Consider the following 25,633-nt stretch of genomic DNA (forward strand, 5'->3'; position numbering starts at 1 on the left):
CACCCGGCCCCCGACCCCGACGAACGAACCACGACCCCCGACCCCCGACGAACGAACCACGACTCCCGCACCACACCCACGACCCCCGAATCACGACCTCCTTCCCACCACCCCCATCCCTCCCTTCATCCCCCAAGGAGCTCCCCATGTCCCTCCTCCACCCCGCCTACCCCGCCCCCCGCTACTTCGGCGAGAAGGGCGAGCTCTCCGCCCGTTTCCGGCCCGCCGACAGCGAGCCCGACTACGTGTCGGCGCCCGGTGGCACCGCGTACCACTACCTCTCCACCGCCACCTCCACCGACGGCGAGTACGGCCTGTACCGCGTGGAGATGGGGGCGAAGGCCGGCGGTCCGAGCACGCACTTCCACAAGGCGATGTCGGAGGCGTTCTTCGTACTCTCCGGCAGCGTGCGCCTCTTCGACGGGGAGCAGTGGGTCACCGCCCGCTCCGGCGACCACCTCTACGTCCCCGTCGGCGGTCTGCACGCCTTCCGCAACGACGCCGACGAACCGGCCTCGATGCTCATGCTGTTCGCCCCCGGCGCGCCCCGCGAGGAGTACTTCGAGGCGATCACACAGCTGGCCGACCTGAGTGACGCCGAGCGGGTGGAGTTCTGCGAGCGCCACGACAGCTTCTTCGTCTGAACCCGGAGGTCCGAGCTCCGGCCTTTGCAGACCAAACCGTTCAGTTCATATACTGACGGCCCCGCCACCACAGTGAAGGACACGTCCCATGGGAGCCGAGACACAGGACGCCCAGGGCGCCACCGACGAGTACGGCATCCCGATCATCCCGGACCCCGCCGACGCGGCCTCCCGCAAACGGCAGGCGATCATCGACGCCGCGCTCGCCGAGTTCCTCGCCGAGGGCTACTCGGCGGCGTCCATGGACGCGATCACGCGCGGTTCAGGGGTGTCGAAGGCGACGATCTACAAGCACTTCGGCAGCAAGGAGCGCCTGTTCCTCGCCGTCATCGGCGGTGTCCTGCCGAAGACGTACGCCGATCTGGAGCCGTCCAACTCGACCATCGCCGAGGCCCCCGACCTGCGGGCCGCGCTCGTCCGGCTCACGACGGACTGGGCGCGGATCCTGCTGCGGCCCGACATCATGTCGCTGCGGCGGCTGGTGATCGGCGAGATAGACCGTTTCCCGCAGCTCGGTCAGCTCTGGTACCGGGTCAGCTACGACATGAACAACGGCCCGCTCGTCGAGGCGTTCACCGAGCTGCACGCGCGCGGCGTCCTGGACGCACCCGACCCGAAGCTCGCCGTGCAGCAGCTCGTGGCGGTGACGGTGGGGGTGCCGCAGCTCGTGCGGACGTTCTCGCCCGACGCGGAGATCGAGGACGCGGAGCTGACGCGGGTGATCAGCTCGGGAGTGGATCTGTTCCTGGCGCGGTACGCGCCCGCCTGACGGTCCTGATCCGGGCCCCCACCAGGAGGGCGGCCGCCCACGCGCCCGTGGTGAGGATCTGGACGCGGCTCGCCTCGTCGCCCAGCATGAAGAGCATCACCCCGCCGACCCCGGCGAGGGCGGCCACCGAGCGTACGGACGGGCCGTGCAGGCGGAGGTGGGAGGCGGCGATCAGCGCCCAGACGACGAGGATCGCGGCGCCGATGGAGTTGAGCAGGAACGGGAAGACCGTGCGCGGCCACAGCAGGCTGAGGACGACCGAGACGAAGCCGAAGGCGGCGGAGGCGAGGACGGCCGCGTGCGGGACGCCCGTCCCCTTCCGCCGCCTGGCGAGGACGCGGGGCGCGTCGCCGCGCCCGACGAGGGCGTACAGCATGCGCGAGGAGCCGTAGATGTTGGCGTTCATCGCGGACAGGAGCGCGACGAGGACGACGGCCTTCATGACGTCGGCCGCGCCGGGGACGCCGATGCCGGCCATGACGGCGGCGTACGGGCCGTCGGCGACGGCGGGGTCGTTCCACGGGACGAGGGCGACGATCACGGCCATCGAGCCGAGGTAGAAGACGGCGACCCGCCACATGACGGCCCGTACGCCGGTGCGGACCGCGCGGGCCGGGTCCTCGCACTCGGCGGCGGCGATGGTGACGGTCTCCAGGCCGCCGAAGGCGAAGACGGCCGCGACCATGCCGACGGCGACGCCGTACCAGCCGTTCGGGAGGAAGCCGCCGTCACCGGTGAGGTGGGCGGCGCCGGGTGAGGGCTGCCCGGGGAGCAGGCCGGCGAACGCGACGGCGCCGAGGACGAGGAAGCCGACGATGGCGGCGATCTTGAGGCCGGCGAACCAGAACTCCAGCTCGCCGAAGTGCCGTACGCCGGCGAGGTTGCTCGCGGTGAAGACGCTCATGAAGACGGCGACCCAGACCCAGCCGGGCACGGCGGGGACCCAGCCCTCCACGATGTGCGCCGCGCCGACGGCCTCGGCGGCGACGCTGACGACGAGCAGCGCCCAGTACATCCACCCGGCGAGGAGCCCGGCCCACGGCCCGAAGGCCGAGCGGGCGTGCTCCGCGAAGGAACCGGTCACCGGGCGGGCGGCGGACATCTCGCCGAGCATCCGCATCACCAGGACGGTCAGGAGTCCGGCGAGCGCGTACGAGACGAGGATCCCCGGCCCGGCGGCCGCGATCCCGAAGCCGGACCCCACGAAGAGCCCGGCGCCGATGGCCCCGCCCATCGCGATCATGGCCAGATGCCGCTGTCGCAGCCCAGCACCGAGTGCCTGCGTTGTCACGATTCCCCCGAATTCCAGACGACCAGCGCGGGAGCCTACCCCACTGATCCCCGCCGAGGGTAAGCCTGTTCCGGCCGCTGAGACGTCCCGGGACGGCCCGAGACCCCCTGGTGGGGGCCGGCCCGGAGCCCCTGGTGAGAGGGGCCTCGGCAGCGGGGCCCCTCTCCCAGGGACGCTCGGTTCGGGCTCAGACCACCAGCCCCACCGCGAGGGCCGTGATCAGGAGGCCGGAGGCGAGGGCCGTCGCCAGACGGCCGCGGGGGCCCGTGACGAGGTGGCCCAGGAGGGTGCCGCCGGTGGCGAGGAGGAGTTGCCAGCTCGCCGAGGCCGCGAAGGCGGCGGCGACGAAGACCGTCGACTCCGTCCCGCCCGTCGTCGAGTGGCCGCCGAGCACGAGGGCCGTGAAGTAGACGACCGTCATGGGGTTGAGGACCGTGATCCCCAGGAAGGTGAGGAACGCGCGCCGGGGAGCCGGCGGCGGGGACTCCGCGCCGCTCGGGCCCGCGCGGTACGCGCGGACCGCCGCCCGGGTCCAGTGGGCCGCCAGGGCCACGAGGACCACGGCCGAGACCCAGCGCAGCGGGCTCGCCACCGGGGCGAGGAGGGGGACGAGGGCCGCGCCCCCGAGGACCGCGAGCAGGGCGTACAGCCCGTCCGCGACGGCGATGCCGAGCGCCGCGCCCGCCCCCGTACGCCAGGGGGAACGCGCCGCGACCGCCACCAGATGGGCGCCGACGGCGCCGACCGGGATCGCGATGCCGTAGCCGGCCAGCAGGCCGGCCACCACCGCGGCCGTCACGCGACGGCGGGGATCGCGCCTCCGGGGGAGCCGGGCTGCTGCTGTCGGCGGTAGGCCGAGCCGTCCTTGGTGCGGCCGAGGAAGCCGCCGGTCACGAGGTAGCGGCGCAGGGCGGAGAAGTCCTCGTGCACGGTCAGCAGGGCCTCGTTGACCTCGGGCTCGCGGTACTCCCGATCGGCCTCGAACAGCGTCTCGGCGAGGTGGGCGAGGAGGGCCTCGCGGCGTGCGGGCCTGCGCGGGATCGCCTTGAGGCGCCCGTCGGCGGAGAACAGGTCCGCGACGGGGCGGAGGGGATGACTGGTCATGGGCCGAAGCCTGGCGGCCCCGGCCCCCGCCCCGCAAAGGGTTTTCGGTCCTCCTACTTCCCGGGACGCACGGTCACGTTCACCGCCTCCTGCATCTTCGGGAGGACCGGCGGCATGCCGGTCCGCTCGAAGATCGGCCGCGCCTTCTCCACGAAGGCGAGGAAGTCGTCCTCGGAGTCCCAGAAGTCGACGACGCGCCACCCACCGGTCCCGTCGGGCCCGGCCGCGTGGGCGATGAACCCCTGGGGCGGCCACCACTCGGCGCCCATGAGCTGCGCGTGGGTCGCTTCGTACTCGGCCTGGGTATGACCGGGGATCTCGACGGTGACGATGACGGCCATGCTGTCGCTCCTGTCCGTGCGGGGAGAGTCCCGATCAGCACAGCAGCCGCTCCCCCGCCCCGCACGGCGACGGGCCCCGACCGGGCTACGGAACCGGCGTCACGGCACCGCACCGCACCGCACCGGCCGGCCTCGACACCGCACCGGCCGGCCTCGTCACGGCACCGGGCGGGCGAAGGTCAGCCCGTAGCGTCGTTCGAGCTCGTGGATGCGGGGTGGCAGCGTGCGTCCCAGCGCGCGGAGCTCATCCCCGTGCGAGGCCTCCAGGGCCGTCCGGCGACTGAGGCGCAAGGGCTCCCGTACCGCCTCCACCGGAGCCATGCACACCGCGTATGCCGCCCCGAGCCCCTGGTCGGCGCGGGCCGCCTCGCCCGGGTCCTCGACGCTCTGGGCCGTGCGGTCGACCAGCGCGAAGAAGCCGTCCTGGTCGTCGACGTCGACGCCGTACCGCTGGAAGCAGCCCGGGAGCCCCCGCAGGGCCTCGCGGGACCGCGGGTCGTCACGGACGGCGGAGACCTCGGGCCACCACCTCGACTGGAGCGGCGCGTAAAGGTCCTTGAAGTCCTCGACCACGGCCTGCGCCTCCCGGCCGCAGCGCCGCTGCGCCTCCGGATCGCTCCGGCCGCCGCCCCGGGCCGTCGCTTCCGCCGCTTCCGCCGCTTCCTCCTCCGAGAGCGCCGGCACGCTCGCCGTCAGGCCGTGCCGCCCGATGAACTCCAGGTCGGGAACGTCGGCCCAGCCGATGTACGCCGGCGGGGGCCCCTCCGCGAGGCCCACGCCCTCCCGCTCCGCACACTCGCGCAGCCGGGCGTGGCCCACCCGCTGCGCGAAGCCGTCGAGCCCCCGTGTCAGCCGGGTGTCGGCACCGGTCGCGGGCAGCACCATGGCCGTGACGTCCCGCGGCACTCCCGTCCGGACACCGGGTGGCCGCACGGCCTCCGACGGCACGGGGAGCGAGGCCGCGGAGAGCCCCGGCGCGGAGCCGGCCGGTGCGGAGGGCCCGCACGCCGTCAGGACGGTCGACGCGGCCACGGCGCTCAGCAGCACGGCGACGGTCCGCCTCGTCCTCACGGCGTGCACGGCCCTCACCTCCTCTCGGTTCAGTGCGTGATCTGCACGGTGTCGGCGCCGTCCAGGTAGCTGGCGACGGTGAACTGCGTGCCGGCGGAGAGGCCGGTGACCAGGGCGTACGTCGAGTCGTTGATGTCGTGGTAGCCGTCCCACGCCTGGACGTACCCCTTGGAACCGGTCACCCAGGTGCCGTTGGACTTCTTGTACCGGCCCGCGTAGTAGTCGTGATCGCGGCTGTTGCGGTTGAACGAGTGCGTCAGGTTGAGGTCCTGGCAGCCGCTCGACGCCTTGGTGGCGATCGTGCCCACCTGCTCCCACCCGCCGGTGGTGATGGTGGTGACCTGGCACGCCTGGGCCGCGGCCGAGGCGGACGGCGCGAGCGCCACGCAGGTGGCGGCGACACCGGCCAGGGCGAGAGCGCCCGAGGTCAGCGTGAAGGTACGGATGCGGCGCATGTCTTGACTCCCTGTGTGATGCGACGACTGGCTTGCCTCGAAGTCTGCGCAGATGAACGGGAGTTCAGGGTGTCCCGCCCGCATTCACAGGACACCCTCGGGACGGGGGACGGAGGGGGCGGGACACCCGCGGGACACTCCTCGCCCAGCTCCCGCAACACGCCCTAGCGGTAGATGAGGAGTTCCTGTTCCGTGGCGCCCGTGAGTTCGTAGCGGGTGCGGACCAGGGGGCGGCCCGCGTAGATGCGGATCAGGGTCGCCGCGTCGCCGTGGAAGCGGGCCTCCGGGCGGCCCTCCCGCGCGTTGCCGAGCGCCACCGGCCGGTCCTCGCGGTCGGCGAGGACGCCCACCAGGCGGGGGGTCTCCCGCTTGCGGCTCGTCACCGAGAGGAGCGGGAGGGCGAGGTCCAGGCTCTGCCCGCAGTACGCCCCCGGTTCGCCGAAGGCCTCCCGTACGTCCCCCGCGTGGACCCACTCGCCGAGCGCGACCGCGTCGAGCCGGCCGTCCTCCCGCTCCGCGATGACCGGCCCCGCCTCCGTCAGGCCGCGTTCCAGTTCGTCGAGGATCCGGGCCAGCGGCCAGCCCTCCCGCTCGGCCACGTCGCAGGCGTTCGCCTCCGGCAGGAACACGCCCTCCTCCAGCCGGTCCTCCACGATCCGGACCAGCGCCGCCCCGCAGTGGGCCAGGACCTGCCGCGCCGTCCACCCGGGGCACGCCGTCCGGAGCTCGTACGCCTCCTCCGGCGTCCGCCGCAGCAGCGGCATCAGCAGATCCCGCTCCGTGCGGAGCAGCCGGTCGGGGAGCCACGGGTCACGTGTGTCGTCGGCACACATCAGTAGCGGTAGTGGTCCGGCTTGTACGGGCCCTCGACCGGGACGCCGATGTACGACGCCTGCTCCGGGCGGAGGGTCGTGAGGCGTACACCCAGGGCGTCCAGGTGCAGGCGCGCCACCTTCTCGTCCAGGTGCTTCGGGAGCGTGTGGACGTCCACCGGGTACTGCTCCGGCTTCGTGAAGAGCTCGATCTGGGCCAGGGTCTGGTCCGCGAAGGAGTTCGACATCACGAAGGAGGGGTGGCCGGTCGCGTTGCCGAGGTTGAGGAGGCGGCCTTCCGAGAGGACGATGACGACCTTGCCGTCCTCGAACGTCCACGTGTGGACCTGCGGCTTCACCTCGTCCTTCACGATGCCCGGGATCCGTGCCAGGCCGGCCATGTCGATCTCGTTGTCGAAGTGGCCGATGTTCCCGACGATCGCCTGGTGCTTCATGCGGGCGATGTCGGACGCCATGATGATGTCCTTGTTGCCCGTGGTGGTGATGAAGATGTCGGCGGTCTCGACGACGTCCTCCAGGGTCGCCACCTGGTAGCCGTCCATCGCCGCCTGGAGCGCGCAGATCGGGTCGATCTCGGTGACGATCACCCGCGCGCCCTGGCCGCGCAGCGACTCGGCGCTGCCCTTGCCGACGTCGCCGTAGCCGCAGACGACCGCCGTCTTGCCGCCGATGAGGACGTCGGTGGCGCGGTTGATGCCGTCGATCAGGGAGTGGCGGCAGCCGTACTTGTTGTCGAACTTCGACTTCGTCACGGCGTCGTTCACGTTGATCGCCGGGAAGAGCAGCGCGCCCTCGCGGTGCATCTCGTACAGGCGGTGGACGCCCGTCGTCGTCTCCTCCGTGACGCCACGGATGCCGACGGCGATGGTCGACCAGTCCAGGGTGGTGGTGCGGAGCAGCTCCAGGACGACCCGGTGCTCGTCGTTCTCGGCGGTCGACGGGTCCGGGACCGCGCCGGCCTTCTGGTACTCCACACCCTTGTGGACGAGGACGGTGGCGTCACCGCCGTCGTCGAGGATCATGTTGGGGCCGTCGGCGCCGGGCCAGGTCAGGGCCTGCTCGGTGCACCACCAGTACTCCTCCAGGGTCTCGCCCTTCCAGGCGAAGACCGGGATGCCCGCGGCGGCGATCGCGGCGGCCGCGTGGTCCTGCGTCGAGTAGATGTTGCAGGACACCCAGCGGACCTCGGCGCCGAGCGCGACGAGCGTCTCGATGAGGACCGCGGTCTGCACGGTCATGTGGAGCGAGCCGGTGATCCGCGCCCCCGCCAGCGGCTGTGCCTCCGCGTACTCGCGGCGGATCGCCATCAGGCCGGGCATCTCGTGCTCGGCGAGGGTGATCTCCTTGCGGCCGAAGGCGGCGAGCGAGATGTCGGCGACCTTGTAGTCGTGGAAGTCGTTGACGTCGGTGAAGTCGAATGCGTCAGACATGTGCGGCAACTCTCCTTGCGCTCAGGACGGTTCGGTGGATTTCCAGGGCCGCCGTCGACTTGTTCAGGGTGATGTGGTGCAGGCCCGGCGCGCCCTCGTCGAGCAGCCGCAGGCCCATCGCCGTCGCGTGCTCGACGCCGATGCGGTACGCGGCCGCCGGGTCGTCCTTGGCCGCCTCCAGACGGTGCGCCAGGTCCTCGGGGAAGGCTGCGTCGCTCAGCTCGGCGAAGCGCCGGATCTGGCGCACGTCGGTGGCCGGCATGATCTCCGGGATGATCGGGGTGTCGCAGCCGGCGGCCGCCACCCGGTCCCGCAGCCGCAGGTAGTCCTCCGGGTCGAAGAACATCTGCGTGATGGCGTAGTCCGCGCCCGCCCGGCACTTGGCGACGAAGTGCGCCAGGTCGTCGGCCGGACCCGCCGACCTCGGGTGGCCCTCCGGGAAGGCGGCCACCCCGATCCGGAAGTCGCCCAACGAGCGGACCAGCTCGACGAGTTCGTACGCGTACGTGAAGCCGCGCGGGTGCGGTGTCCACGCGCCGCGCGGATCGCCCGGCGGGTCGCCGCGCAGCACGAGGACGTCCCGGACCCCGGCGTCGGCGTACGCGCCGATGATCGAGCGCAGTTCGGCGACCGAGTGGCCGACGGCCGTGAGGTGCGCGACCGGCCGCAGGGTCGTCTCGGCCGCGATCCGCTTGGTGACCTGGACGGTCCGGTCGCGGGACGAGCCGCCCGCGCCGTACGTCACGGAGACGAAGTCCGGCGAGAGGGCCTCGACGCGGCGGATCGCCTCCCACAGGGTCCGCTCGCCCCTGTCCGTCTTCGGCGGGAAGAACTCGAACGAGTACGTGGGGCTCATCTGCGGCCTCCCGCGTTGAAGTAGCTCGCCTCCGGGTGGTGCACGACGATCGCGTCCGTCGACTGCTCCGGGTGCAGCTGGTACTCCTCGGACAGCTCGACCCCGATCCGCTCGGGGCGCAGGAGCGCGGCGATCTTCGCGCGGTCCTCCAGGTCCGGGCAGGCCGGGTAGCCGAGCGAGTAGCGGCAGCCCTGGTACTCGGTGCGGAGCATGCCGTCCAGGCCGGCCGGGTCGCCGTGGGCGATGCCCCAGTCGGCGCGTACCCGCGCGTGCCAGTACTCGGCGAGGGCTTCGGCCAACTGGACCGAGAGGCCGTGGAGTTCGAGGTAGTCGCGGTAGCGGTCGGCGGCGAAGAGCCGGGCCGTCTCCTCGCCGATGCGGGAGCCGACGGTGACGACCTGGAGGGCGACCGCGTCGACCTCGCCGGAGTCCTCGGCGCGGTGGAAGTCGGCCAGGCAGAGGCGGCGGCCCCGCTGCTGGCGGGGGAAGGAGAAGCGGGTCCGCTCGCCTCCGTCCTCGTCCAGGACGATCAGGTCGTCGCCCTTGGACACACAGGGGAACCAGCCGTGGACGACGGCTGCTTCGACGAGGCCTTCGCGCTCGATCCGGTCGAGGAGCGCCCGCAGCCTGGGCCGCCCCTCCGTCTCGATCGTCCCGGCGTCCTTCAGGCCCCACTGGCCCTTGAAGAGGGCGGTCTCGTCGAGCCAGGGGGCGTACTCGGCGAGGGGGATGCCCTTGACGACCCGCGTCCCGAGGAAGGGGGGTTCGGGTACGGGGTTGTCGGCGGCGACGTCGGAGCGGCCGGCCGGCCCGGGCTCCCGTACCTCCGTGAGCGGTGTCTCGCGCCGGGGTACGCGGCGCTGCTTGAGGGGCGGGAGCGCGGCTCCGGGGACGCCGCGCTTGACGCCCATGAGCGCGTCCATGAGGCGGAGGCCCTCGAAGGCGTCGCGGGCGTACCGGACCTCGCCCTCGTACAGCTCGTGGAGGTCCTGCTCGACGTAGGCCCTGGTCAGGGCCGCGCCGCCGAGGATCACGGGGAAGCGGTCGGCGAGGCCGCGGCCGTTCAGCTCCTGGAGGTTCTCCTTCATGATGACCGTGGACTTCACCAGCAGGCCGGACATGCCGATGACGTCGGCCCTGTGCTCCTCGGCGGCATCCAGGATCGCGGAGACGGGCTGCTTGATGCCGATGTTGACGACGTTGTAGCCGTTGTTGGAGAGGATGATGTCGACGAGGTTCTTGCCGATGTCGTGGACGTCTCCGCGGACGGTGGCGAGGACGATCGTGCCCTTGCCCTCGGCGTCGGACTTCTCCATGTGCGGTTCGAGGTGGGCGACCGCCGTCTTCATGACCTCGGCGGACTGGAGCACGAACGGCAGCTGCATCTGGCCGGAGCCGAAGAGCTCGCCGACGGTCTTCATGCCGTCGAGCAGTACGTCGTTGACGATCTCCAGGGCGGGGCGCCCGGTAAGGGCGGAGTCCAGGTCCGCCTCCAGGCCGTTCTTCTCGCCGTCGACGATCCGGCGCCTGAGCCGCTCGTCGAGCGGCAGCGCGAGGAGCTCCTCGGCCTTCCCCGCCTTGAGGGACTTCGCCGTCGCGCCCTCGAACATCTCCAGGAACCGCTGGAGCGGGTCGTACCCGTCCCGCCGCCGGTCGTGGATCAGGTCGAGCGCCACCTCGACCTGCTCCCGCTCCAGGCGGGCGATCGGCAGGATCTTCGAGGCGTGCACGATCGCCGAGTCGAGGCCGGCCTGCACGCACTCGTCGAGGAAGACCGAGTTGAGGACGATGCGCGCGGCCGGGTTGAGGCCGAAGGAGATGTTCGACAGACCCAGGGTCGTCTGGACCTCCGGGTGGCGCCGCTTCAGCTCGCGGATCGCCTCGATCGTCGCGACGCCGTCGCCCCGCGACTCCTCCTGGCCCGTGCAGATCGTGAAGGTCAGGGTGTCGATGAGGATGTCGGACTCGCGGATGCCCCAGGTGCCGGTGAGGTCCGCGATGAGCCGCTCGGCGATCGCCACCTTCGCCGCGGCCGTCCTGGCCTGGCCCTCCTCGTCGATCGTCAGCGCCATCAGCGCCGCGCCGTGCTCCTTCGCAAGGGCCGTGACCTGCGCGAACCGCGAGTCGGGGCCGTCACCGTCCTCGTAGTTGACCGAGTTGACGACGGCCCGGCCGCCGAGCTTCTCCAGGCCTGCCCGCAGCACTCCGATCTCGGTCGAGTCGAGGACGATCGGCAGGGTCGAGGCCGTCGCGAACCGGCCCGCCAGCTCCGCCATGTCCGCCGTGCCGTCCCGGCCCACGTAGTCCACGCACAGGTCGAGCATGTGCGCGCCCTCGCGGATCTGGTCCCGGGCCATCTCGACGCAGTCGTCCCAGCGGCCGTCCAGCATGGCCTCGCGGAACTTCTTCGAGCCGTTGGCGTTCGTGCGCTCGCCGATCGCCAGGTACGCGGTGTCCTGCCGGAACGGCACGTGGCTGTAGAGCGAGGAGGCGCCCGGCTCCGGCGTCGGCCGCCGGTCGAGGACCGCCGCGCCCCGCACCCGCTCCACGATCTCCCGCAGGTGCTCCGGGGTCGTGCCGCAGCAGCCGCCGACCAGGGAGGGGCCGTAGTCGCGGACGAACGCCTCCTGGGCGTCGGCCAGTTCGGCCGGGGACAGCGGATAGTGGGCGCCGTCGGCGGTGAGGACGGGCAGGCCCGCGTTGGGCATGACGGAGATCGGGATCCGGGCGTGCCGGGACAGGTGGCGCAGGTGCTCGGCCATCTCGGCGGGGCCCGTGGCGCAGTTCAGGCCGATCATGTCGATGCCGAGGGGTTCGAGCGCGGTCAGCGCCGCGCCGATCTCCGAGCCGAGCAGCATCGTGCCCGTCGTCTCGACGGTGACCTGCACGATCACCGGCAGGTCCACGCCGACCCAGTCCAGGGCGCGGCGGGCGCCGATGACGGCCGCCTTCGTCTGGAGCAGGTCCTGCGAGGTCTCGATGAGCAGGGCGTCCGCGCCGCCCCTGATCAGGCCCTCCGCGTTCTGCTGGAAGGCGTCGCGGAGGGGCTCGTACGTGACGTGGCCGAGGGTCGGCAGCTTCGTGCCGGGGCCCATGGAGCCGAGGACCCAGCGGGGGCGGCCGTCCGTGGCCGTGTGCGCGTCGGCGGTCGTACGGGCGATCCGGGCGCCGGCCTCCGACAGCTCGTACACCTGGTTCTCGATGCCGTACTCGGCGAGCGCGGCGAGGTTCGCGCCGAAGGTGTTGGTCTCGACGCAGTCCACGCCGACCGAGAAGTAGGCGTCGTGGACGGAGGCGACGATGTCGGGGCGCGTGAGGTTGAGGATCTCGTTGCACCCCTCCAGCTGCCGGAAGTCGTCCATCGTCGGGTCTGCGGCCTGGAGCATCGTGCCCATCGCACCGTCGGCCACCACGACCCGGGTGGCGAGCTCCTCCCGGAGGGAACGCCTCATGTCAGCCCCCTCAGATGCGTGACGAGCGTGGCCGTGCAGCCCACCCCGTACGTCGTCCTGATCCGGTCCAGGAGGGAGTCCCGGTGCAGCCGGTACTCCTGCGTCCCCACGTAGTCGAGGACGGTCGCCGCGACCGCGCAGCCCAGCTGCGCCGCGCACCGCTCGGTCACGCCCCACAGCGTCGCCGCGAGGAAACCCGCCCGGAAGGCGTCGCCGACGCCCGTCGGGTCGACGACCCCGGCGGCCGGCACCGCCGGCACGGCGAGCGTCGCGCGGCCCGCGCCGTGGATGCGGACGCCCGCCTCCCCGTGCGTCGTGACCCAGGTGCCGACCCTGCGCAGCACCTCGGCCTCGCCCCAGCCGGACTTCTCCAGGAGCAGGGCCGTCTCGTACTCGTTGGTGAAGAGGAACCGCGCCCCGTCCACCAGCTCCCGCACCTCCGCGCCGTCCAGCCGCGCCAGCTGCTGCGACGGGTCGGCGGCGAAGGGTATCCCCAGGTCACGGCAGGTGCGGGTGTGCCGGAGCATGGCCTGGGGGTCGTCCGGGGAGACCAGGACCAGTTCCAGCCGGCCGGTGCGCGCGACGACGTCCCGCAGGTCGATCTCGCGCGCCTCGGCCATCGCCCCCGCGTAGAAGGTGGCGATCTGGTTCTGGGCCCGGTCGGTGGTACAGACGAAGCGGGCGGTGTGGAGCGTCTCGCTGACGCGCACCGAGTCGGTGTCCACGCCGTGGTCCTTCAGCCAGACCCGGTACGGCTCGAAGTCGGCCCCGACCGCGCCCACGAGGGCGGGCCGCAGGCCGAGGACGCCGAGCCCGAAGGCGATGTTCGCTGCCACTCCGCCGCGCCTGACCTCCAGGTTGTCGGCGAGGAACGACAGGGAGACCCGGTCCAGCCGGTCGGCGAGCAGCTGCTCGCTGAACCAGCCGGGGAAGGTCATCAGATGGTCGGTCGCGATGGATCCCGTGACAGCGATACGCATGGGTCAGACCCCTTTTCCTTCTTGCGCTGCCTTCTTCAGGGCCTCCACGCGGTCCGTGCGCTCCCAGGTGAACTCGGGGAGCTCGCGGCCGAAGTGGCCGTAGGCGGCCGTCGCGGCGTAGATCGGCCGCTTGAGGTCCAGGTCGCGGACGATCGCGGCCGGGCGGAGGTCGAAGACCTCGCTGACGGCCTCCTGGATCGCCGTGTCCGGGAGGGTGCCGGTGCCGAAGGTCTCGACGAAGAGGCCGACGGGCTCGGCCTTGCCGATCGCGTACGCGACCTGGACCTCGCAGCGGCGGGCGAGACCGGCGGCGACGACGTTCTTCGCGACCCAGCGCATCGCGTACGCGGCCGAGCGGTCGACCTTCGACGGGTCCTTGCCCGAGAAGGCACCGCCGCCGTGACGGGCCATGCCGCCGTACGTGTCGATGATGATCTTGCGGCCGGTGAGGCCGGCGTCGCCCATCGGGCCGCCGATCTCGAAGCGGCCGGTCGGGTTGACCAGGAGCCGGTAGCCGTCGGACTCCAGGGTGACGCCCTCCTCGACGAGCTCCTTGAGGACGTGCTCGACGACGTACTCGCGGACGTCCGGGGCGAGCAGGCCCTCGACGGAGATGTCGGCGGCGTGCTGCGAGGAGACGACCACCGTGTCGAGACGGACCGGGCGGTCCCCGTCGTACTCGATGGTGACCTGCGTCTTCCCGTCCGGGCGCAGGTACGGCACGGTGCCGTCCTTGCGGACCTCGGTCAGCCGGAGCGACAGGCGGTGGGCCAGCGCGATCGGCAGCGGCATGAGTTCCGCGGTGTCGTCGCAGGCGTAGCCGAACATCAGGCCCTGGTCGCCGGCGCCCTGGGCGGCGAGCTCGTCCAGGGCGCCCTCCACACGGGCCTCGTGGGCCGTGTCGACGCCCTGCGCGATGTCCGGGGACTGGGCGCCGATGGAGACGGAGACGCCGCAGGAGGCGCCGTCGAAGCCCTTCGCGGAGGAGTCGTAGCCGATGTCGAGGACGGCCTCGCGCACCAGCTGGGCCACCGGCGCGTACGCGCTGGTGGTGACCTCGCCGGCGATGTGGACCTGGCCGGTGGTGATGAGGGTCTCCACGGCCACCCGGGAGTGGGGGTCCTCGGCGAGGAGCGCGTCGAGGATCGTGTCGCTGATCCGGTCGGCGATCTTGTCGGGGTGTCCCTCGGTGACGGACTCCGAGGTGAAGAGGCGGCGGCTCATGCCTGGGCCTCCGCAGGGGTCTTGAAGAAGTGCTGCTCGATCGCGCCGAGGGTGCGGATCGACTCGACCTCCAGGGTCTCCATCTGGATGGAGGTGCCGCTCTCCTGCTCCAGGAGGAAGACGAACTCGACGAAGGACAGCGAGTCGATGAGCCGGTTCTCGATCAGGTCGAGGTCGGAGGCGATGTCGTCGCGCTCGGGGTGACGGTCGAGGATCCAGTTCTTCACCGTCTGCAGGCCGTCGGCCATGGTTGATCTCCTTTAGCTGCTACTGGATGGGTGTGGCGGGGGCGGGAGCGGGGGCGGGGGCGACGATCGGGGCGGCCACCGCCACCGCGTAGTCCACGTCGTGGCTGATGGACACGGTGATCTCGGTGATCCCGGACTCGGCGGCCATCTCGGCGGCGGTCCGGTGCAGCTCCACGAGCGGCCAGCCGCCCTCGGAGCGCCGTACGACGATGTCCGGCCAGGGCAGGAACCTGCCCCTGACCCGTAAGGTCTTGAAGGCCGCTTCCTTGGCCGCGATCCGCCCGCACAGGCTCAGGACGTCGAGCCCGGAGGAGGTACGGCAGTCGGCGAGCTCGCCGGGGGTGAGCATCCGCTCGAAGAACAGCTCGCCGTACTCGGCGAGGAGCCTGCGGACACGGTTGACGGACACGATGTCCATGCCGAGGTTCGCCCACCCCAGGCCGCCCGCCGGCGGGGCGGCGGGACGGGCCGGCACGTCAGATCACCGGCCCGGCCGTGCCGCTCGCACCGGCCCGCGTGCGGGCGTTCGCGTCGAGCACCGCCCGGGTGGCGGACTCCCAGCTGCCGTGTCGGCGGGTCAGTGCGGACAGCCAGCGCTCCAGGCCGAAGGCGACACAGCTGGTGAAGGCCGGTCCGCCGGTCGACTCCAGGGTGATGTCGCAGCGGTCCCCGAAGAAGTTCCGGTGCGTGTTGACCGAGGCGATGGCCAGGTCCTCGTAGAGGAACTCGTACTTGACCGGGGTGAGGCGCTGGAGGACCGCCTTCGAGCTGCCCTTGTCGAAGAAGGGGTCGCAGGCGGCCTCCTTGCGCAGCGGCAGGTCGAGCGCCGTCGCGAAGGCCTGGATGCGGGCGGTGAAGTCGGCGAGGTGCGCCTCGGCGTGCTCGCGGGCTCCGATGGCGACGATCTCCCGCATGCGGAAGCCGAGCTGGCGCCGCATGCCTTCGTAGTGGGTCTCCTTGCGGAAGCACCAGGAGCAGACGGTGACGAGGGTGTCGTCGGCGACCCGGGTGCCCTGGTGGTCGAGGTAGACGGCGTAGCAGGACGCCGAGGGCAGTCCGAGCGCGGCCGGTTCGAGGGCGTCGCTCGGGAAGCAGCCGGTGTCCGCGGAGAAGGGCGTGGTCGCGCGGCGCTCCAGGTCGAGCGGGGCGGCGACGACGGCCTGGTGCGGGAAGTTGTCGTAGTAGTCCAGCCGGGCCAGGTCGGCGGCCGGCAGGAGCGGGGGCATGGTCATCGGGCGGGCGCCCGCGGTCGTGCCCCAGCCTTCGAAGGTGTCGTCGAGGAGCCGCAGCAGGCGCGTCCCCTCCGGTCCGAGCGAGGGCAGGCCCCGGGTGGTGCCCGGCCGGTCGCTCCTCGGCCTGTCCCGGCTGTCCCCGACTGCCTCGGGGGCCCCGGCTTGCGCGGGGGTCGTCACGGTCATGGTCTCTTCACCTCTCGGGTGGGAGGTCTCGGCGCGGGCGCTCAGACGACGGGCAGGGTGTCGTCGGAGAAGATCCCGGTCTTCAGGAAGAAGGCGAGCGGCTTGCGGATGGCCTTGCGCTCGTGCGGCCGGCGGCGTTCGTCGGCGACCAGCGCGTTGCGCAGGGCCAGCGGGTCGGGGATGCCGGCGTCGCGGTAGACGTGCGGGTTGTAGAGGGAGTTGGTGCTGTAGACGACGTACCGCTTGAGGTACGCCTCCACCTCCCGCACCCGCTCGGCGCTGACCGCCTGGCACATCCGGGCGTACAGGAGCGAGACCAGTTCGCGGCCGAAGGCGATGTGCCGGGACTCGTCCTGGTGGTGGATGCGGTTGACCTCGCGGATGGTGTGGCAGAGGGAGTCGTCCTTCGCCATCCGGGAGTTGTAGTGGTCGACCAGCTCCTCGAAGAAGAGGATGCGGGTGAAGACCAGGAAGTTCTCGACCTCGGGCTCCCAGGCCGCGTCGGCGCGCATCGCGGTGGAGCCGTAGATCTTGTGGCCGTAGCGGCGGCAGAACTCGGAGAAGAACCACATGTGTTCGTTCTCCTCACCGATGAAGTGGTGGAAGAAGTCCGAGGGGACCTCGAAGCCCGGCATGTGGATGCGGCCGACGACCTCGATGAGGAGCTCGCGGATGCCGTGGACGTTCAGGCTGTAGAAGTTGATGGACTCCCACTTCGACAGGCGCTGAAGCGTTTCCTCACCGAGGGTGTCGTAGTGCTCGGTGCCGTAGACGGTGAGCAGCTCCGGGGTCATCCAGAAACGGTTCTCCTCCAGCGTCTCGGGCCATTGGAAGGTCTGGTACGGGTTGTAGTAGTCCTCGACGGAGCGCTCGCTGAGCCGCTCCAGGACCTCCATGAACCGGTCGGTCACGGGCAGGGGGGCGGTCACGCCCATGGATTCACTCCTCTTCTTTCGGGGCTCGGTTCACCTCCGGGGGCCTTGAGCCGGGCTCACGCGTCCGTACGTGCTCGCTCCCTCGTTCCTCGGGAACTCCGCGCGCTCGGACGCGTTCCCCCGACGGCCCCCTTCGGCTCACTCGCCCTCAGGCTCAGGGGGTGCGGGGCCTGGGGCCCTCAGGGCCGGACTTCGTACACCGCGTTGACCGCGGTCTCCGTGGCGCGCCGCCAGCGGGTGAAGCCGGCCTCCTCCGCGATGGCCCGGAAGGCCTTCTCGCCGGAGTGGTTGCCGAGGGCGTGCGGGCCGCGTTGCGCGACCGCGACCGGCAGGCACATCACGGCCGACAGGGCCATGAACATGCGGGCGGCGGGGGTCTGCGTGTCGATGTCCTGCGGGGACACGTTCGACTCGACGAGCATCCAGGTGCCGTCCGCGTCCAGGGACTTGTGGACGTGCTGGGCGGCGGCGACCGGGTCGCCCATGTCGTGCAGGGCGTTGAAGAAGCACACCAGGTCGTAGCCGGAGCCCGGGTAGTCGTCGGCCGAGGCGACCTCGAAGACGACCCGGTCGGACAGACCGGCCTCCTCGGCGAGCCCGCGGGCGATCGCGACGGCCTCCTCGGAGTAGTCGAAGCCGTGGACCGTCGCCTGCGGGAACGCCTCGGCGATGAGGAGGGTGGTGTGGCCGACGCCGCAGCCGACGTCCGCGACGGTGCCGCCGGCGGAGAGCTTCCCGGTGACCTCGTGCAGGGCGGGCAGCCAGTCGGGGACGAGCTTGTGCTCGTAGGTGGGCTGGAAGAAGGAGCCCATGCCCGTGTCGAGGGCCGCGTCGTGCTCGGCCCAGCCGACGCCGTCCCCGGTCCGGTACGCCTCGACGAGCAGGTCCTCGGTGGCGTACAGCGCCTTGAGGGCGGTGAAGAACCCGGCGGCGTAGGTGACGGCCTTCGGGTCGGCGAGGACCTCGACGTGGTCGGCGGGGAGGGTGTACGTGAGCGAGCTCGGGTGCCGCTCGACGTACCCGGCGGAGAGCTGGGCGTGCAGCCACTCCTCGATGTACCGCTCGTTCGTGCCGGTCTCCTCAGCGAGCCGCGCCGCGGTGAGGGGGCCCTTCTCTGCCAGGGCCGCGTAGAGGCCGAGGCGCTGGCCGAGGGCGACGGTCAGTCCGCGGACGGCCGCGCCGGCGTCGGTGATGACCCGCTGGTGGAAGTCGTGGGCGCTCATGCCGCCTCCTCCTCGCCGTGTCCGGGGGTGTCGCAGGTGAAGAGGAACGACCTCGGGACGCCGGGGAGGGCGCGGGGCGCGACCTGGTAGGGCCAGCGCTCGAAGTCGGCGCCCTCCTCGCCGGGCTGCCTGACCTCCCGTACGGCCCAGCCGCAGGCGTCGAGCAGCGCCTCGGGCTCCTCGGTGCCGAAGAGCCACGGGTTGCCGTCGTCCTTCAGGGCCTGGAGGAAGGTGCGGGCCAGCGGGTTGACCAGGGCGGCCCGGGAGATGACGTCGCCGAGCAGCACGGAGCCGGGCGCGGAGTGCGCGGCGAGCGTCGAGATGAGGCCGCGTACGGCCTGCTCGGGCAGGAAGAACAGCAGGCCTTCGACGACCCAGAGGACGGGCTCCTCGCTCTTCCAGCCCGCCTCCTTCAGGAAGCCGGTCCAGTCCTGGGTCAGGTCGACGGGGACGGTGACGCGGGTGCGGCCGGCGGGCTGTGGCTCGTCCGCGAGCATCTCGGCCTTGGCGGCGAGGAGCGCGGGGCGGTCCAGCTCGTAGACGGTGACGCCGTCGGGCCAGGGGAGCCGGAAGAAGCGGGTGTCCATGCCGGCGGCGAGGAAGACGACCTGGCGGATGCCGCGCTCATCCACCGCCTTGACGATGGCCCGGTCGAGGTAGGTGGTGCGGATGGCGAGGAACGGCACGATGCCGCCCCCGTCGTAGCGGTCGAGCAGTTCGAAGCCGATCTGGTCGGCGACCGTCCGCGCGTAGGGATCGGCGAACAGCCGGTCCTCGCGCTCGGTCTCCAGGGCGCGCGCGGCGGCGGTCCACTGGGCGGTGCGGGATACGGCCTCCACAGGAGGTCCCCCTTCACTGGCGAACAGGGTGGGAAGAATCGGGGTGGGAAGAATCGGGGCGGGCCGCCGGGGACGGTCCGGAGGGGACGGTCCCGGCGGGTACGGGTCCCAGAGGGGACGGTCCGGAGGGGACGGTCCCGGAGGGGCGGGAACTGCGGGGCGGGAACTGCGGACGGCCGTGTTCACGGCCCTGCGGAGGACGGTCCGTCAGGAACTCATGGCCGGAACAGCGGACTTCGCCACCGGTCGCCCGCAGGCGACGGGGTCCTCGGCCGCGGGCATCGACGACAGATGCGCGGCCTCGGTGCCGGCGGGGCGCCGGCGGAAGATGCTGTGCAGGATCATGCTGAACACGGCCGTCCCGTCGGCGGCCACCAGGGTGCACCGCGGTTTGACGGTGCCGGTGGTGCGGTTGAACGGCGACGGGGTGGAGCCGAGGATCTCGACGCGCGCGGTGAGGACGTCGCCCGGGCGGACGGGCCGCAGGTAGCGGACCTCGTCGATGCCGGGCGAGCCCATACAGGCGCTGTAGGCGAGCAGGCCGTCCACGTACCGCCGCATGAACATCGACTGCGTGTGGAAGCCGCTCGCGATCAGACCGCCGAACTGCGAACCCGCCGCGAGCTCGGGGTCCGTGTGGAAGGGCTGCGGATCGAAGCGCCTGCCGAACTCCAGCACCTCCTCCGTCGTGACGGTGACGGTGCCCAGCTCGTGGACGTCGCCGGGCCGGAAGTCCTCGAAGTAGCGCATCACGCGCCCCCCTTGACCTAGGAGTGAGCTTTCCCTGGCGACATCCAATCTACGAATCACTCATTTATTTTGTCAACCCAAAAGAAGGCCGGAATCCGTTCAGGCGAGGGCCTGTTCGAGGTCGGCCCGGAGGTCGTCGACGTCCTCGATCCCGACGGACATCCGCACCAGGCCGGCACCGATCCCGGCGGCCTCCAGCGCGGCCCCGTCGAGCTCCCGGTGGGAGGTGGAGGCGGGGTGCGTCACCAGGGTCTCCACACCCCCGAGGGAGAGCGCCAGCTTCGCGAGGCGCACACGCTCGACGAAGGCCCGGCCCGCCTCCCGGCCGCCCCGCAGCTCGAAGGAGAGGAGCCCGCCGCCGCCCGAGAGGACCTTGCGGGCGTTCTCGCGCGAGGGGTGGCCCGTGAGCCACGGGTAGTGCACGGCGGTGACGTCGCCGCGGGACTCGGCGCGCTCGGCGAGCACCGCCGCGAGCGAGACGGCGTTGGCGCAGTGCTCGCGCATCCGCAGCGGCAGGGTGGGTATGCCGCGCAGGGTCAGCCAGGCCGCGAACGGGTCGGCGCAGGCGCCGAGTTCGACGGTCCTCGGCCACACCCGCCCGCGCAGCTCGTCGTCGGCGAAGACGGCCGCGCCGCCGAGGACGTCGGAGTGCCCGGAGAGGTACTTGGTCGTCGAGTGGACGACGATGTCGGCGCCGAGCTCCAGGGGGCGACACAGCACGGGCGAGGCGAGCGAGTTGTCGACGAGGCTCGTGACGCCGGCCGCGCGGGCGACCGCGAGCAGTCCCGGCAGGTCGGGGACCTGTCCCGTGGGGTTGGCGATGGTCTCCAGGACGAGGAGCCGGGTGGCGGGGTGGACGGCCGCCGCCTCCAGCTCGGCCGGGTCGTCGCCGGAGATCCGGACGACCTCGATCCCGTACCGCCCGGCCAGGTCGGACAGGACGGCATGGGTGCCCCCGTACAGGCAGCGCTGGGCCACGACCCGGTCCCCGGGCCGCAGGAGCGCGAGGAGTACGCCGCTGATCGCACCCATCCCGGAGGCGAAGGCGATGGACCCGGCGCCGCCTTCCAGGCCGGCGAGGGTCTGCTCCAGGGCCCGGACGGTCGGGTTGCCGCGGCGGCCGTAGACGTACCGGCCGTCGGGTCCGGCCATCGCGTCGGCGAGCTCGGCCGCGGAGTCGAAGGCGAAGGCGGAGGACTGCACGAGGGGCACGGAGAGCGGCCGACTGCCGCTGGGGAAGGGTTCGTTGACCACGTGCACGGCGCGGGTGTTCAGTTCCACGGCTTTCCTTTCCGGATGTGGATCCCGATACGGAAAAGGGGCCGCCCGACGTCCGGCGACGGACATCGGGCGGCCCCTTCGGGACGGTTCAGGCCGAGACCTTCTCGCCCTGGGGGGCGGGAGCGGCGGCCTCGGCGGCGACGGCCTTGTCGCTCTTCATGACGAGGAGGGTGATCACCCCGCCGAGGGCGGCGATGATCGCGGCGCCGATGAAGGCGGACGAGAACCCGTCGGTGAGGGCGGGCAGGTCGCCGAGCCGGTCGGCGCCCTGGGACATGGCGACGGCGGTCAGCGCGGCGAGGCCGAGCGCGGAGCCCACGTTGTAGGTGGTGTTGACGATGCCGGAGGCGAGACCGGCCTGCTCCTGCGGGGCGCCGGACATCGCGGCGATCATCGCCGGGATGTAGGCGAGGGACATGCCGAGCGCGGCGACGAGCGAGGCCGGCAGGACGTCGACGAGGAAGGTGCCGGTCGGCGGGACGGCCGCGAGCCAGACCAGGCCGGCCGCGAGGACGAGCAGGCCGATGCCGATGAGCGGCTTGGCCCCGACCTTCATCATGAGCCGGGCGGTGATGGCCGTCATGAAGATCATGAGGAGCACGGTCATCGGGAGGAGCGCGGCGCCGGAGGCGAAGGCGCCGTAGCCCAGGACCTGCTGGAGGTACAGGTTGAGGAAGTACCACATCGGGATCCAGGCGGCCCCGAGCAGCGTCATCGCGAGGTTGGCCGAGCCGAGGCGCGGGACCCGCCAGACGCTGAGCGGCATGAGCGGCTCGCGGATGCTCTTCTGGATCACGAAGAAGAGGATCAACAGGGCTGCAGCGCCGACCAGTTCGAGGATGGTGGCGGTGGCGCCCCAGCCGACCTCGGGGGCGCGGACGACGGCGAACACGGCGAGCGCGAGACCGGCGGTGACGGCGACGGCACCGAGGACGTCGACGGAGCCGCGGCGGGACTCGACGTCCGGGAGGAGCTTGGTCGCGGCGAGGGTCGCGAGGCCGATCGGGATGTAGATGATGAAGACCCACTGCCAGGCGGCCCACTCGGTGAAGACGCCGCCGAGGAAGACGCCCGCGGTGCCGCCGGCGGGGGCCGCGGCGCCGTAGAGCGCCATGGCCTTGCCGAGCTCCTTCGGGTCGTGCATGAAGAGCATCATCAGCAGGGTCATCGCGGCCGGCGCGATGAGCGCGCCGCCGACGCCCTGGACGGCGCGGCCGGCGATCTCGACCCAGGCGGTCTGCGCGGCGGCGGCGAGGATCGAGCCGACGATCATCACGGCCCAGCCGGTGACGAAGATCTTGCGGGCCCCGACGAGGTCGGAGAGGCGTCCGCCGAGGAGCAGCAGGCCGCCGAAGACGATGACGTAGGCGTTGAAGACCCACTGGAGCTCGCCCTGCGTGAAGCCCAGGTCCTTCTGCATCTCGGGGAGTGCGACCCCGATGATCGAGGTGTCCATGATGACCATGAACTGGGCGGCGGCGAGCACGACAAGTGCCCACCAGCGCCGGGGATTGACGGTTGACATTGCCCTGACCCTTCGCTCGCGACGAGCCCCGAGTAACCTCCGAGGCATACCCCTGGGGGGTACCTTCGCGGAGCACCGTAGCATACCCATGGGGGGTATGTAAGAGCGAGATGAGTACGCGAGGGAAGCGGGGCTTCCGGGGCACAATGCGTCCATGACCGCCGAGGACCACGCACACCCGGACCTGCTCCAGCGCTGGAACGCCACCCTGCTCGCGGCCCGCGCCGGCCGCGAGGGCCCGGACCCCGCCCCGTACGGCCGCAACCTCCTGGCCCGCTGGGCCGAGCCGCAGCGCCGCTACCACACGGTCGACCACCTGCGGGCGGTCCTGGACCGCATCGACGAACTCGCCGACCAGGGCGGGGAGGGCGGCGAGCTGGAACTCGTACGCCTGGCCGCCTGGTTCCACGACGCGGTCTACCGCCCGGACCGCTCCGAGAACGAGGAGCGCTCGGCCGCCCTGGCCGAACGGGCCCTGATCGAGGCGGGCCTGACGGAGCACGAGACGCGCGAGGTGGCCCGGCTCGTCCGCCTGACGGTCTCCCACGACCCCGCCGCGGGCGACCTGAACGGCGAGACGCTCTGCGACGCGGACCTCGCGATCCTGGCGACCTCGCCTGATACCTACAGGGGGTATGTGGCGGCGGTCCGCGAGGAGTACGCCTTCGTCCCCGAGGGCGACTTCCGGAAGGGCCGCGCGGCCGTCCTCCGCCAGCTTCTCGGACTGCCCCGCCTTTTCCGCACGCCGTACGGGGCGGCGGTGTGGGAGGAGAAGGCACGGGAGAACCTGGAACGGGAGATCAAGGAGCTGACGGAGCCGACGGATACGGACTGATCCGACGCCATACCGATCTTCGACCGGCCACGGTTGTTGTCACCGGCCGTGAAGCGGCGGGGCGGGGGCCGCCCCGTCCCGCATCGCAAGACGATTCCCCCATCCGGAATGTCAGGCACAAAATCCTGGTTCACCCATGTCATGCCCTCCCTCTCCGCCGAAGCCGCGAACCCCGCACCCGCCCCCGACCCGGCCGCCACCCCGGCCCCCGCCCGGATGCCCCTGGCCGTCTACATCCTCGGCCTCTCCGTCTTCGCGCTCGGCACGAGCGAGTTCATGCTCTCGGGACTCCTCCCACCCATCGCGGAGGACATGAACGTCTCCATCCCCCGCGCCGGGCTGCTCATCTCCGCCTTCGCGATCGGCATGGTCGTCGGCGCGCCCCTGCTCGCCGTGGCGACGCTCCACCTCCCCCGCAAGACGACCCTGGTCGCCCTCATCACCGTCTTCGGCCTCGGCCAGATAGCGGGCGCCCTCGCCCCCGACTACGAGATCCTCTTCGCCTCGCGGATCGTCAGCGCACTCGCCTGCGCCGGATTCTGGGCGGTCGGCGCGGCCGTCGCCATCGCGATGGTCCCGGTGGGCTCGCGTGCCCGCGCCATGGCGGTCATGATCGGCGGCCTGTCCATCGCCAACGTCCTCGGCGTCCCCGCCGGCGCCTTCCTCGGCGAACACCTCGGCTGGCGCTCCGCCTTCTGGGCCGTCGCCGCCGCCTCCGCGATCGCCCTCGCCGGCGTCCTCACCCGGATCCCCCGCATCCCCCTCCCCGAGACGAAGCCGCGCCTCAAGCGGGAGCTGGGCATCTACCGGGACCCGCAGGTCCTGCTCCAGGTCGCGATCGTCGCGCTCGCCGCGGGCGGCGTCTTCTGCGCCTTCTCCTACCTGGCCCCGCTCCTCACGGACGTCGCCGGCCTCGACAAGGGCTGGGTCTCCGCGGTCCTCGGCCTCTTCGGCATCGGCGCCCTGATCGGTACGACGATCGGCGGCCGCGTCGCCGACGCCCACCTCTTCGGCGTCCTGCTCACCGGCATCGCCGCCTCCACGGCCTTCCTGGTCGCCCTGACCTTCCTGGCGTCCAGCCCGGTCGCCGCGATCACCCTCACCTTCCTCCTCGGCGTCTCCGCCTTCTACACGGCCCCCGCCCTCAACGCCCGCATGTTCAACGTCGCCGGCGCCGCCCCCACCCTCGCGGGCGCCACCACCACCGCGGCCTTCAACCTCGGCAACACGGGCGGCCCCTGGCTCGGCGGCACGGTCATCAACGCCGGCCTCGGCTTCGCCTCCCCCGCCTGGGCCGGCGCTGCGATGACGGCGACGGCCCTCGGCGCGACGGCCCTGGCCCTGAAGCTGCGGAGGTCCCCGTCCCGCGTGGTGACCTCGGGCGTTCCGCGGCAGCAGAAGGCGGCTGCGCCGCACTGACCCTCCGCGCGGTTCTCCCGGGAAGCGTGACGGCGGGCGTCACGCGACCGGGGGACGCCCCTTCGGCCGCCGCAGGCCCGCCTCCGTGAGGCGGCGGAGGAGCTCCTTGGAGCCGACCTCGACCGCGCCGCCCGCCACCGCGTCGGCGTAACGGTCGGAGGGGATGTCGTAGTGGTCGCGCTCGAAGGCGCGGGGCGGGGCGCCGATCGAGGCGGCGAAGGCGTGCAGTTCCTCGAAGGAGACGTCGCTGACCAGGTGCGACCACATGCGGCCGTGGCCCGGCCAGGTCGGCGGATCGATGTACAGGCTCACGCGGGGGCTCCTTCCGGCCTGCGGCTCACGTCAGACCGCCCACCCTCGCGACCACCACTCCCTGCTTGCCGCAGACCCAGTGCGGGTCCGGGCCCAGCTCGGGTTCCACGTCGAGGGCGTGCGGGTCGCCCGAGGAGCAGACCGGACAGAGCGGCCAGCGTCCGTACCGTTCGAGCAGGGCGTCCTGGACGTCCTGGGCGACGAGGCCGGCGACGTACTCCACGCCCTCGGGCCACTGCTCGACCCACCAGCGGCGGTGGGTCACCGAGTCCTCCACCATCGACACGACCTCGGCGGCCGCCACCTCTCGGGCCACCAGGTCGGCCATCACCAGCGCGCGGGCAGTGTGCAGCGCCTGCTCCACCGGGTCGATCTCGTCCATGCACTCATTGTCACCC

The 25,633-nt window shown here is 72.0% G+C and carries 27 protein-coding genes; 4 read left to right on the plus strand and 23 right to left on the minus strand.

Going from position 1 to position 25,633, the window contains the following annotated elements:
* The first annotated feature begins 146 nt into the window (after positions 1–146).
* Both ACF08F_RS13105 and ACF08F_RS13110 read left to right on the plus strand, forming a co-directional pair.
* On the plus strand, positions 147–644 hold the full coding sequence (locus ACF08F_RS13105) for a cupin domain-containing protein (RefSeq protein ID WP_392298569.1): 498 nt from the start codon (positions 147–149) through the stop codon (positions 642–644).
* An 88-nt stretch (positions 645–732) separates the two neighbouring features.
* On the plus strand, positions 733–1,413 hold the full coding sequence (locus ACF08F_RS13110; RefSeq protein WP_392298570.1) for a TetR/AcrR family transcriptional regulator: 681 nt from the start codon (positions 733–735) through the stop codon (positions 1,411–1,413).
* Here the strand turns inward: ACF08F_RS13110 and ACF08F_RS13115 are convergent.
* The 21 genes from ACF08F_RS13115 to ACF08F_RS13215 form a co-directional block, all read right to left on the minus strand.
* The gene (locus ACF08F_RS13115) at positions 1,367–2,704 is read right to left on the minus strand and encodes an amino acid permease (protein WP_392298571.1); all 1,338 of its coding nucleotides are present in this window, start codon (positions 2,702–2,704) and stop codon (positions 1,367–1,369) included. The two genes, ACF08F_RS13110 and ACF08F_RS13115, sit on opposite strands and share 47 nt — an antisense overlap.
* A 187-nt stretch (positions 2,705–2,891) precedes the next feature.
* Positions 2,892–3,503 carry a LysE family transporter gene (locus tag ACF08F_RS13120; protein ID WP_392298572.1) on the minus strand — a complete coding sequence of 204 codons (612 nt, stop codon included), beginning with the start codon at positions 3,501–3,503 and terminating at the stop codon, positions 2,892–2,894.
* Positions 3,500–3,808, minus strand: a complete 309-nt coding sequence (locus tag ACF08F_RS13125) for a DUF2087 domain-containing protein (protein ID WP_392298573.1) — start codon at positions 3,806–3,808, stop codon at positions 3,500–3,502. The genes ACF08F_RS13120 and ACF08F_RS13125 overlap by 4 nt, the downstream gene beginning before the upstream one ends.
* A 53-nt stretch (positions 3,809–3,861) precedes the next feature.
* Entirely contained in the window at positions 3,862–4,149 is a 288-nt protein-coding gene (locus tag ACF08F_RS13130) for a hypothetical protein (RefSeq protein ID WP_392298574.1), read from the minus strand.
* 156 nt (positions 4,150–4,305) lie between these two features.
* A complete protein-coding gene (locus ACF08F_RS13135; RefSeq protein WP_392298575.1) occupies positions 4,306–5,229 on the minus strand; it encodes a hypothetical protein in 924 nt (307 codons plus the stop codon).
* A gap of 20 nt (positions 5,230–5,249) precedes the next feature.
* Positions 5,250–5,675 (minus strand): hypothetical protein, encoded by a 426-nt coding sequence (locus tag ACF08F_RS13140; protein WP_392298576.1) that lies wholly within the window; start codon positions 5,673–5,675, stop codon positions 5,250–5,252.
* Between the two features lie 164 nt (positions 5,676–5,839).
* Positions 5,840–6,508 carry a maleylpyruvate isomerase family mycothiol-dependent enzyme gene (locus ACF08F_RS13145; protein WP_392298577.1) on the minus strand — a complete coding sequence of 223 codons (669 nt, stop codon included), beginning with the start codon at positions 6,506–6,508 and terminating at the stop codon, positions 5,840–5,842.
* Positions 6,508–7,938 (minus strand): adenosylhomocysteinase, encoded by a 1,431-nt coding sequence (ahcY, locus tag ACF08F_RS13150; RefSeq protein WP_392298578.1) that lies wholly within the window; start codon positions 7,936–7,938, stop codon positions 6,508–6,510. Before ahcY ends, ACF08F_RS13145 begins: the two co-directional genes overlap by 1 nt.
* Positions 7,931–8,794, minus strand: a complete 864-nt coding sequence (gene metF / locus ACF08F_RS13155) for a methylenetetrahydrofolate reductase [NAD(P)H] (RefSeq protein ID WP_392298579.1) — start codon at positions 8,792–8,794, stop codon at positions 7,931–7,933. Before metF ends, ahcY begins: the two co-directional genes overlap by 8 nt.
* On the minus strand, positions 8,791–12,246 hold the full coding sequence (gene metH, locus ACF08F_RS13160; RefSeq protein ID WP_392298580.1) for a methionine synthase: 3,456 nt from the start codon (positions 12,244–12,246) through the stop codon (positions 8,791–8,793). Before metH ends, metF begins: the two co-directional genes overlap by 4 nt.
* On the minus strand, positions 12,243–13,226 hold the full coding sequence (locus ACF08F_RS13165; protein ID WP_392298581.1) for a carbohydrate kinase family protein: 984 nt from the start codon (positions 13,224–13,226) through the stop codon (positions 12,243–12,245). Before ACF08F_RS13165 ends, metH begins: the two co-directional genes overlap by 4 nt.
* Positions 13,227–13,229: 3 nt before the next feature.
* Positions 13,230–14,450, minus strand: a complete 1,221-nt coding sequence (gene metK / locus ACF08F_RS13170) for a methionine adenosyltransferase (RefSeq protein WP_392298582.1) — start codon at positions 14,448–14,450, stop codon at positions 13,230–13,232.
* Complete coding sequence (locus ACF08F_RS13175; protein ID WP_359671074.1) at positions 14,447–14,698, minus strand: acyl carrier protein; 252 nt, start codon at positions 14,696–14,698, stop codon at positions 14,447–14,449. The genes metK and ACF08F_RS13175 overlap by 4 nt, the downstream gene beginning before the upstream one ends.
* A gap of 19 nt (positions 14,699–14,717) precedes the next feature.
* Complete coding sequence (gene acpS / locus ACF08F_RS13180; RefSeq protein ID WP_392298583.1) at positions 14,718–15,173, minus strand: holo-ACP synthase; 456 nt, start codon at positions 15,171–15,173, stop codon at positions 14,718–14,720.
* A gap of 1 nt (position 15,174) precedes the next feature.
* Positions 15,175–16,116, minus strand: coding sequence for a hypothetical protein (locus ACF08F_RS13185; RefSeq protein WP_392298584.1), 942 nt, complete (start codon positions 16,114–16,116; stop codon positions 15,175–15,177).
* A 41-nt stretch (positions 16,117–16,157) separates the two neighbouring features.
* A complete protein-coding gene (locus ACF08F_RS13190; protein ID WP_392298585.1) occupies positions 16,158–17,051 on the minus strand; it encodes a diiron oxygenase in 894 nt (297 codons plus the stop codon).
* A 179-nt stretch (positions 17,052–17,230) separates the two neighbouring features.
* Positions 17,231–18,274 carry a class I SAM-dependent methyltransferase gene (locus ACF08F_RS13195; RefSeq protein WP_392298586.1) on the minus strand — a complete coding sequence of 348 codons (1,044 nt, stop codon included), beginning with the start codon at positions 18,272–18,274 and terminating at the stop codon, positions 17,231–17,233.
* Positions 18,271–19,113: a class I SAM-dependent methyltransferase gene (locus tag ACF08F_RS13200; protein ID WP_392298587.1), complete on the minus strand. Its 843-nt coding sequence runs from the start codon at positions 19,111–19,113 to the stop codon at positions 18,271–18,273. The genes ACF08F_RS13195 and ACF08F_RS13200 overlap by 4 nt, the downstream gene beginning before the upstream one ends.
* 207 nt (positions 19,114–19,320) lie before the next feature.
* Positions 19,321–19,863 carry a MaoC family dehydratase gene (locus ACF08F_RS13205; RefSeq protein WP_392298588.1) on the minus strand — a complete coding sequence of 181 codons (543 nt, stop codon included), beginning with the start codon at positions 19,861–19,863 and terminating at the stop codon, positions 19,321–19,323.
* A gap of 99 nt (positions 19,864–19,962) precedes the next feature.
* The gene (locus ACF08F_RS13210; RefSeq protein ID WP_392298589.1) at positions 19,963–21,144 is read right to left on the minus strand and encodes a trans-sulfuration enzyme family protein; all 1,182 of its coding nucleotides are present in this window, start codon (positions 21,142–21,144) and stop codon (positions 19,963–19,965) included.
* Positions 21,145–21,232: 88 nt separating this feature from the next.
* Positions 21,233–22,669 (minus strand): MFS transporter, encoded by a 1,437-nt coding sequence (locus ACF08F_RS13215; protein ID WP_392298590.1) that lies wholly within the window; start codon positions 22,667–22,669, stop codon positions 21,233–21,235.
* A 154-nt stretch (positions 22,670–22,823) separates the two neighbouring features.
* On the opposite strand from ACF08F_RS13215, the gene ACF08F_RS13220 reads away from it, so the two are divergent.
* Positions 22,824–23,504: a hypothetical protein gene (locus tag ACF08F_RS13220; RefSeq protein WP_392298591.1), complete on the plus strand. Its 681-nt coding sequence runs from the start codon at positions 22,824–22,826 to the stop codon at positions 23,502–23,504.
* Between the two features lie 216 nt (positions 23,505–23,720).
* The gene (locus tag ACF08F_RS13225; protein ID WP_392298732.1) at positions 23,721–24,923 is read left to right on the plus strand and encodes a Cmx/CmrA family chloramphenicol efflux MFS transporter; all 1,203 of its coding nucleotides are present in this window, start codon (positions 23,721–23,723) and stop codon (positions 24,921–24,923) included.
* A 39-nt stretch (positions 24,924–24,962) separates the two neighbouring features.
* Here ACF08F_RS13225 and ACF08F_RS13230 read toward each other — a convergent pair whose 3' ends face one another.
* Positions 24,963–25,235, minus strand: coding sequence for a DUF4031 domain-containing protein (locus ACF08F_RS13230; RefSeq protein WP_392298592.1), 273 nt, complete (start codon positions 25,233–25,235; stop codon positions 24,963–24,965).
* 25 nt (positions 25,236–25,260) lie between these two features.
* Positions 25,261–25,617, minus strand: a complete 357-nt coding sequence (locus ACF08F_RS13235; protein WP_189506881.1) for a hypothetical protein — start codon at positions 25,615–25,617, stop codon at positions 25,261–25,263.
* Between the last annotated feature and the right edge of the window lie 16 nt (positions 25,618–25,633).

The sequence above is a fragment of the Streptomyces sp. NPDC015130 genome (assembly GCF_043080005.1).
Taxonomy (GTDB): domain Bacteria; phylum Actinomycetota; class Actinomycetes; order Streptomycetales; family Streptomycetaceae; genus Streptomyces.

Excerpts from the sequence above, each read along its gene's own strand:
- ACF08F_RS13105 (WP_392298569.1), top strand. The coding sequence starts at position 147 with ATGTCCCTCCTCCACCCCGCCTACCCCGCCCCCCGCTACTTCGGCGAG.
- ACF08F_RS13110 (WP_392298570.1), top strand. The coding sequence starts at position 733 with ATGGGAGCCGAGACACAGGACGCCCAGGGCGCCACCGACGAGTACGGC.
- ACF08F_RS13125 (WP_392298573.1), bottom strand. The coding sequence starts at position 3,808 with ATGACCAGTCATCCCCTCCGCCCCGTCGCGGACCTGTTCTCCGCCGAC.
- ACF08F_RS13130 (WP_392298574.1), bottom strand. The coding sequence starts at position 4,149 with ATGGCCGTCATCGTCACCGTCGAGATCCCCGGTCATACCCAGGCCGAG.
- ACF08F_RS13140 (WP_392298576.1), bottom strand. The coding sequence starts at position 5,675 with ATGCGCCGCATCCGTACCTTCACGCTGACCTCGGGCGCTCTCGCCCTG.
- ACF08F_RS13145 (WP_392298577.1), bottom strand. The coding sequence starts at position 6,508 with ATGTGTGCCGACGACACACGTGACCCGTGGCTCCCCGACCGGCTGCTC.
- ahcY (WP_392298578.1), bottom strand. The coding sequence starts at position 7,938 with ATGTCTGACGCATTCGACTTCACCGACGTCAACGACTTCCACGACTAC.
- metF (WP_392298579.1), bottom strand. The coding sequence starts at position 8,794 with ATGAGCCCCACGTACTCGTTCGAGTTCTTCCCGCCGAAGACGGACAGG.
- metH (WP_392298580.1), bottom strand. The coding sequence starts at position 12,246 with ATGAGGCGTTCCCTCCGGGAGGAGCTCGCCACCCGGGTCGTGGTGGCC.
- ACF08F_RS13165 (WP_392298581.1), bottom strand. The coding sequence starts at position 13,226 with ATGCGTATCGCTGTCACGGGATCCATCGCGACCGACCATCTGATGACC.
- metK (WP_392298582.1), bottom strand. The coding sequence starts at position 14,450 with ATGAGCCGCCGCCTCTTCACCTCGGAGTCCGTCACCGAGGGACACCCC.
- ACF08F_RS13175 (WP_359671074.1), bottom strand. The coding sequence starts at position 14,698 with ATGGCCGACGGCCTGCAGACGGTGAAGAACTGGATCCTCGACCGTCAC.
- ACF08F_RS13185 (WP_392298584.1), bottom strand. The coding sequence starts at position 16,116 with ATGACCGTGACGACCCCCGCGCAAGCCGGGGCCCCCGAGGCAGTCGGG.
- ACF08F_RS13190 (WP_392298585.1), bottom strand. The coding sequence starts at position 17,051 with ATGGGCGTGACCGCCCCCCTGCCCGTGACCGACCGGTTCATGGAGGTC.
- ACF08F_RS13195 (WP_392298586.1), bottom strand. The coding sequence starts at position 18,274 with ATGAGCGCCCACGACTTCCACCAGCGGGTCATCACCGACGCCGGCGCG.
- ACF08F_RS13205 (WP_392298588.1), bottom strand. The coding sequence starts at position 19,863 with ATGCGCTACTTCGAGGACTTCCGGCCCGGCGACGTCCACGAGCTGGGC.
- ACF08F_RS13215 (WP_392298590.1), bottom strand. The coding sequence starts at position 22,669 with ATGTCAACCGTCAATCCCCGGCGCTGGTGGGCACTTGTCGTGCTCGCC.
- ACF08F_RS13220 (WP_392298591.1), top strand. The coding sequence starts at position 22,824 with ATGACCGCCGAGGACCACGCACACCCGGACCTGCTCCAGCGCTGGAAC.
- ACF08F_RS13225 (WP_392298732.1), top strand. The coding sequence starts at position 23,721 with ATGCCCCTGGCCGTCTACATCCTCGGCCTCTCCGTCTTCGCGCTCGGC.
- ACF08F_RS13235 (WP_189506881.1), bottom strand. The coding sequence starts at position 25,617 with ATGGACGAGATCGACCCGGTGGAGCAGGCGCTGCACACTGCCCGCGCG.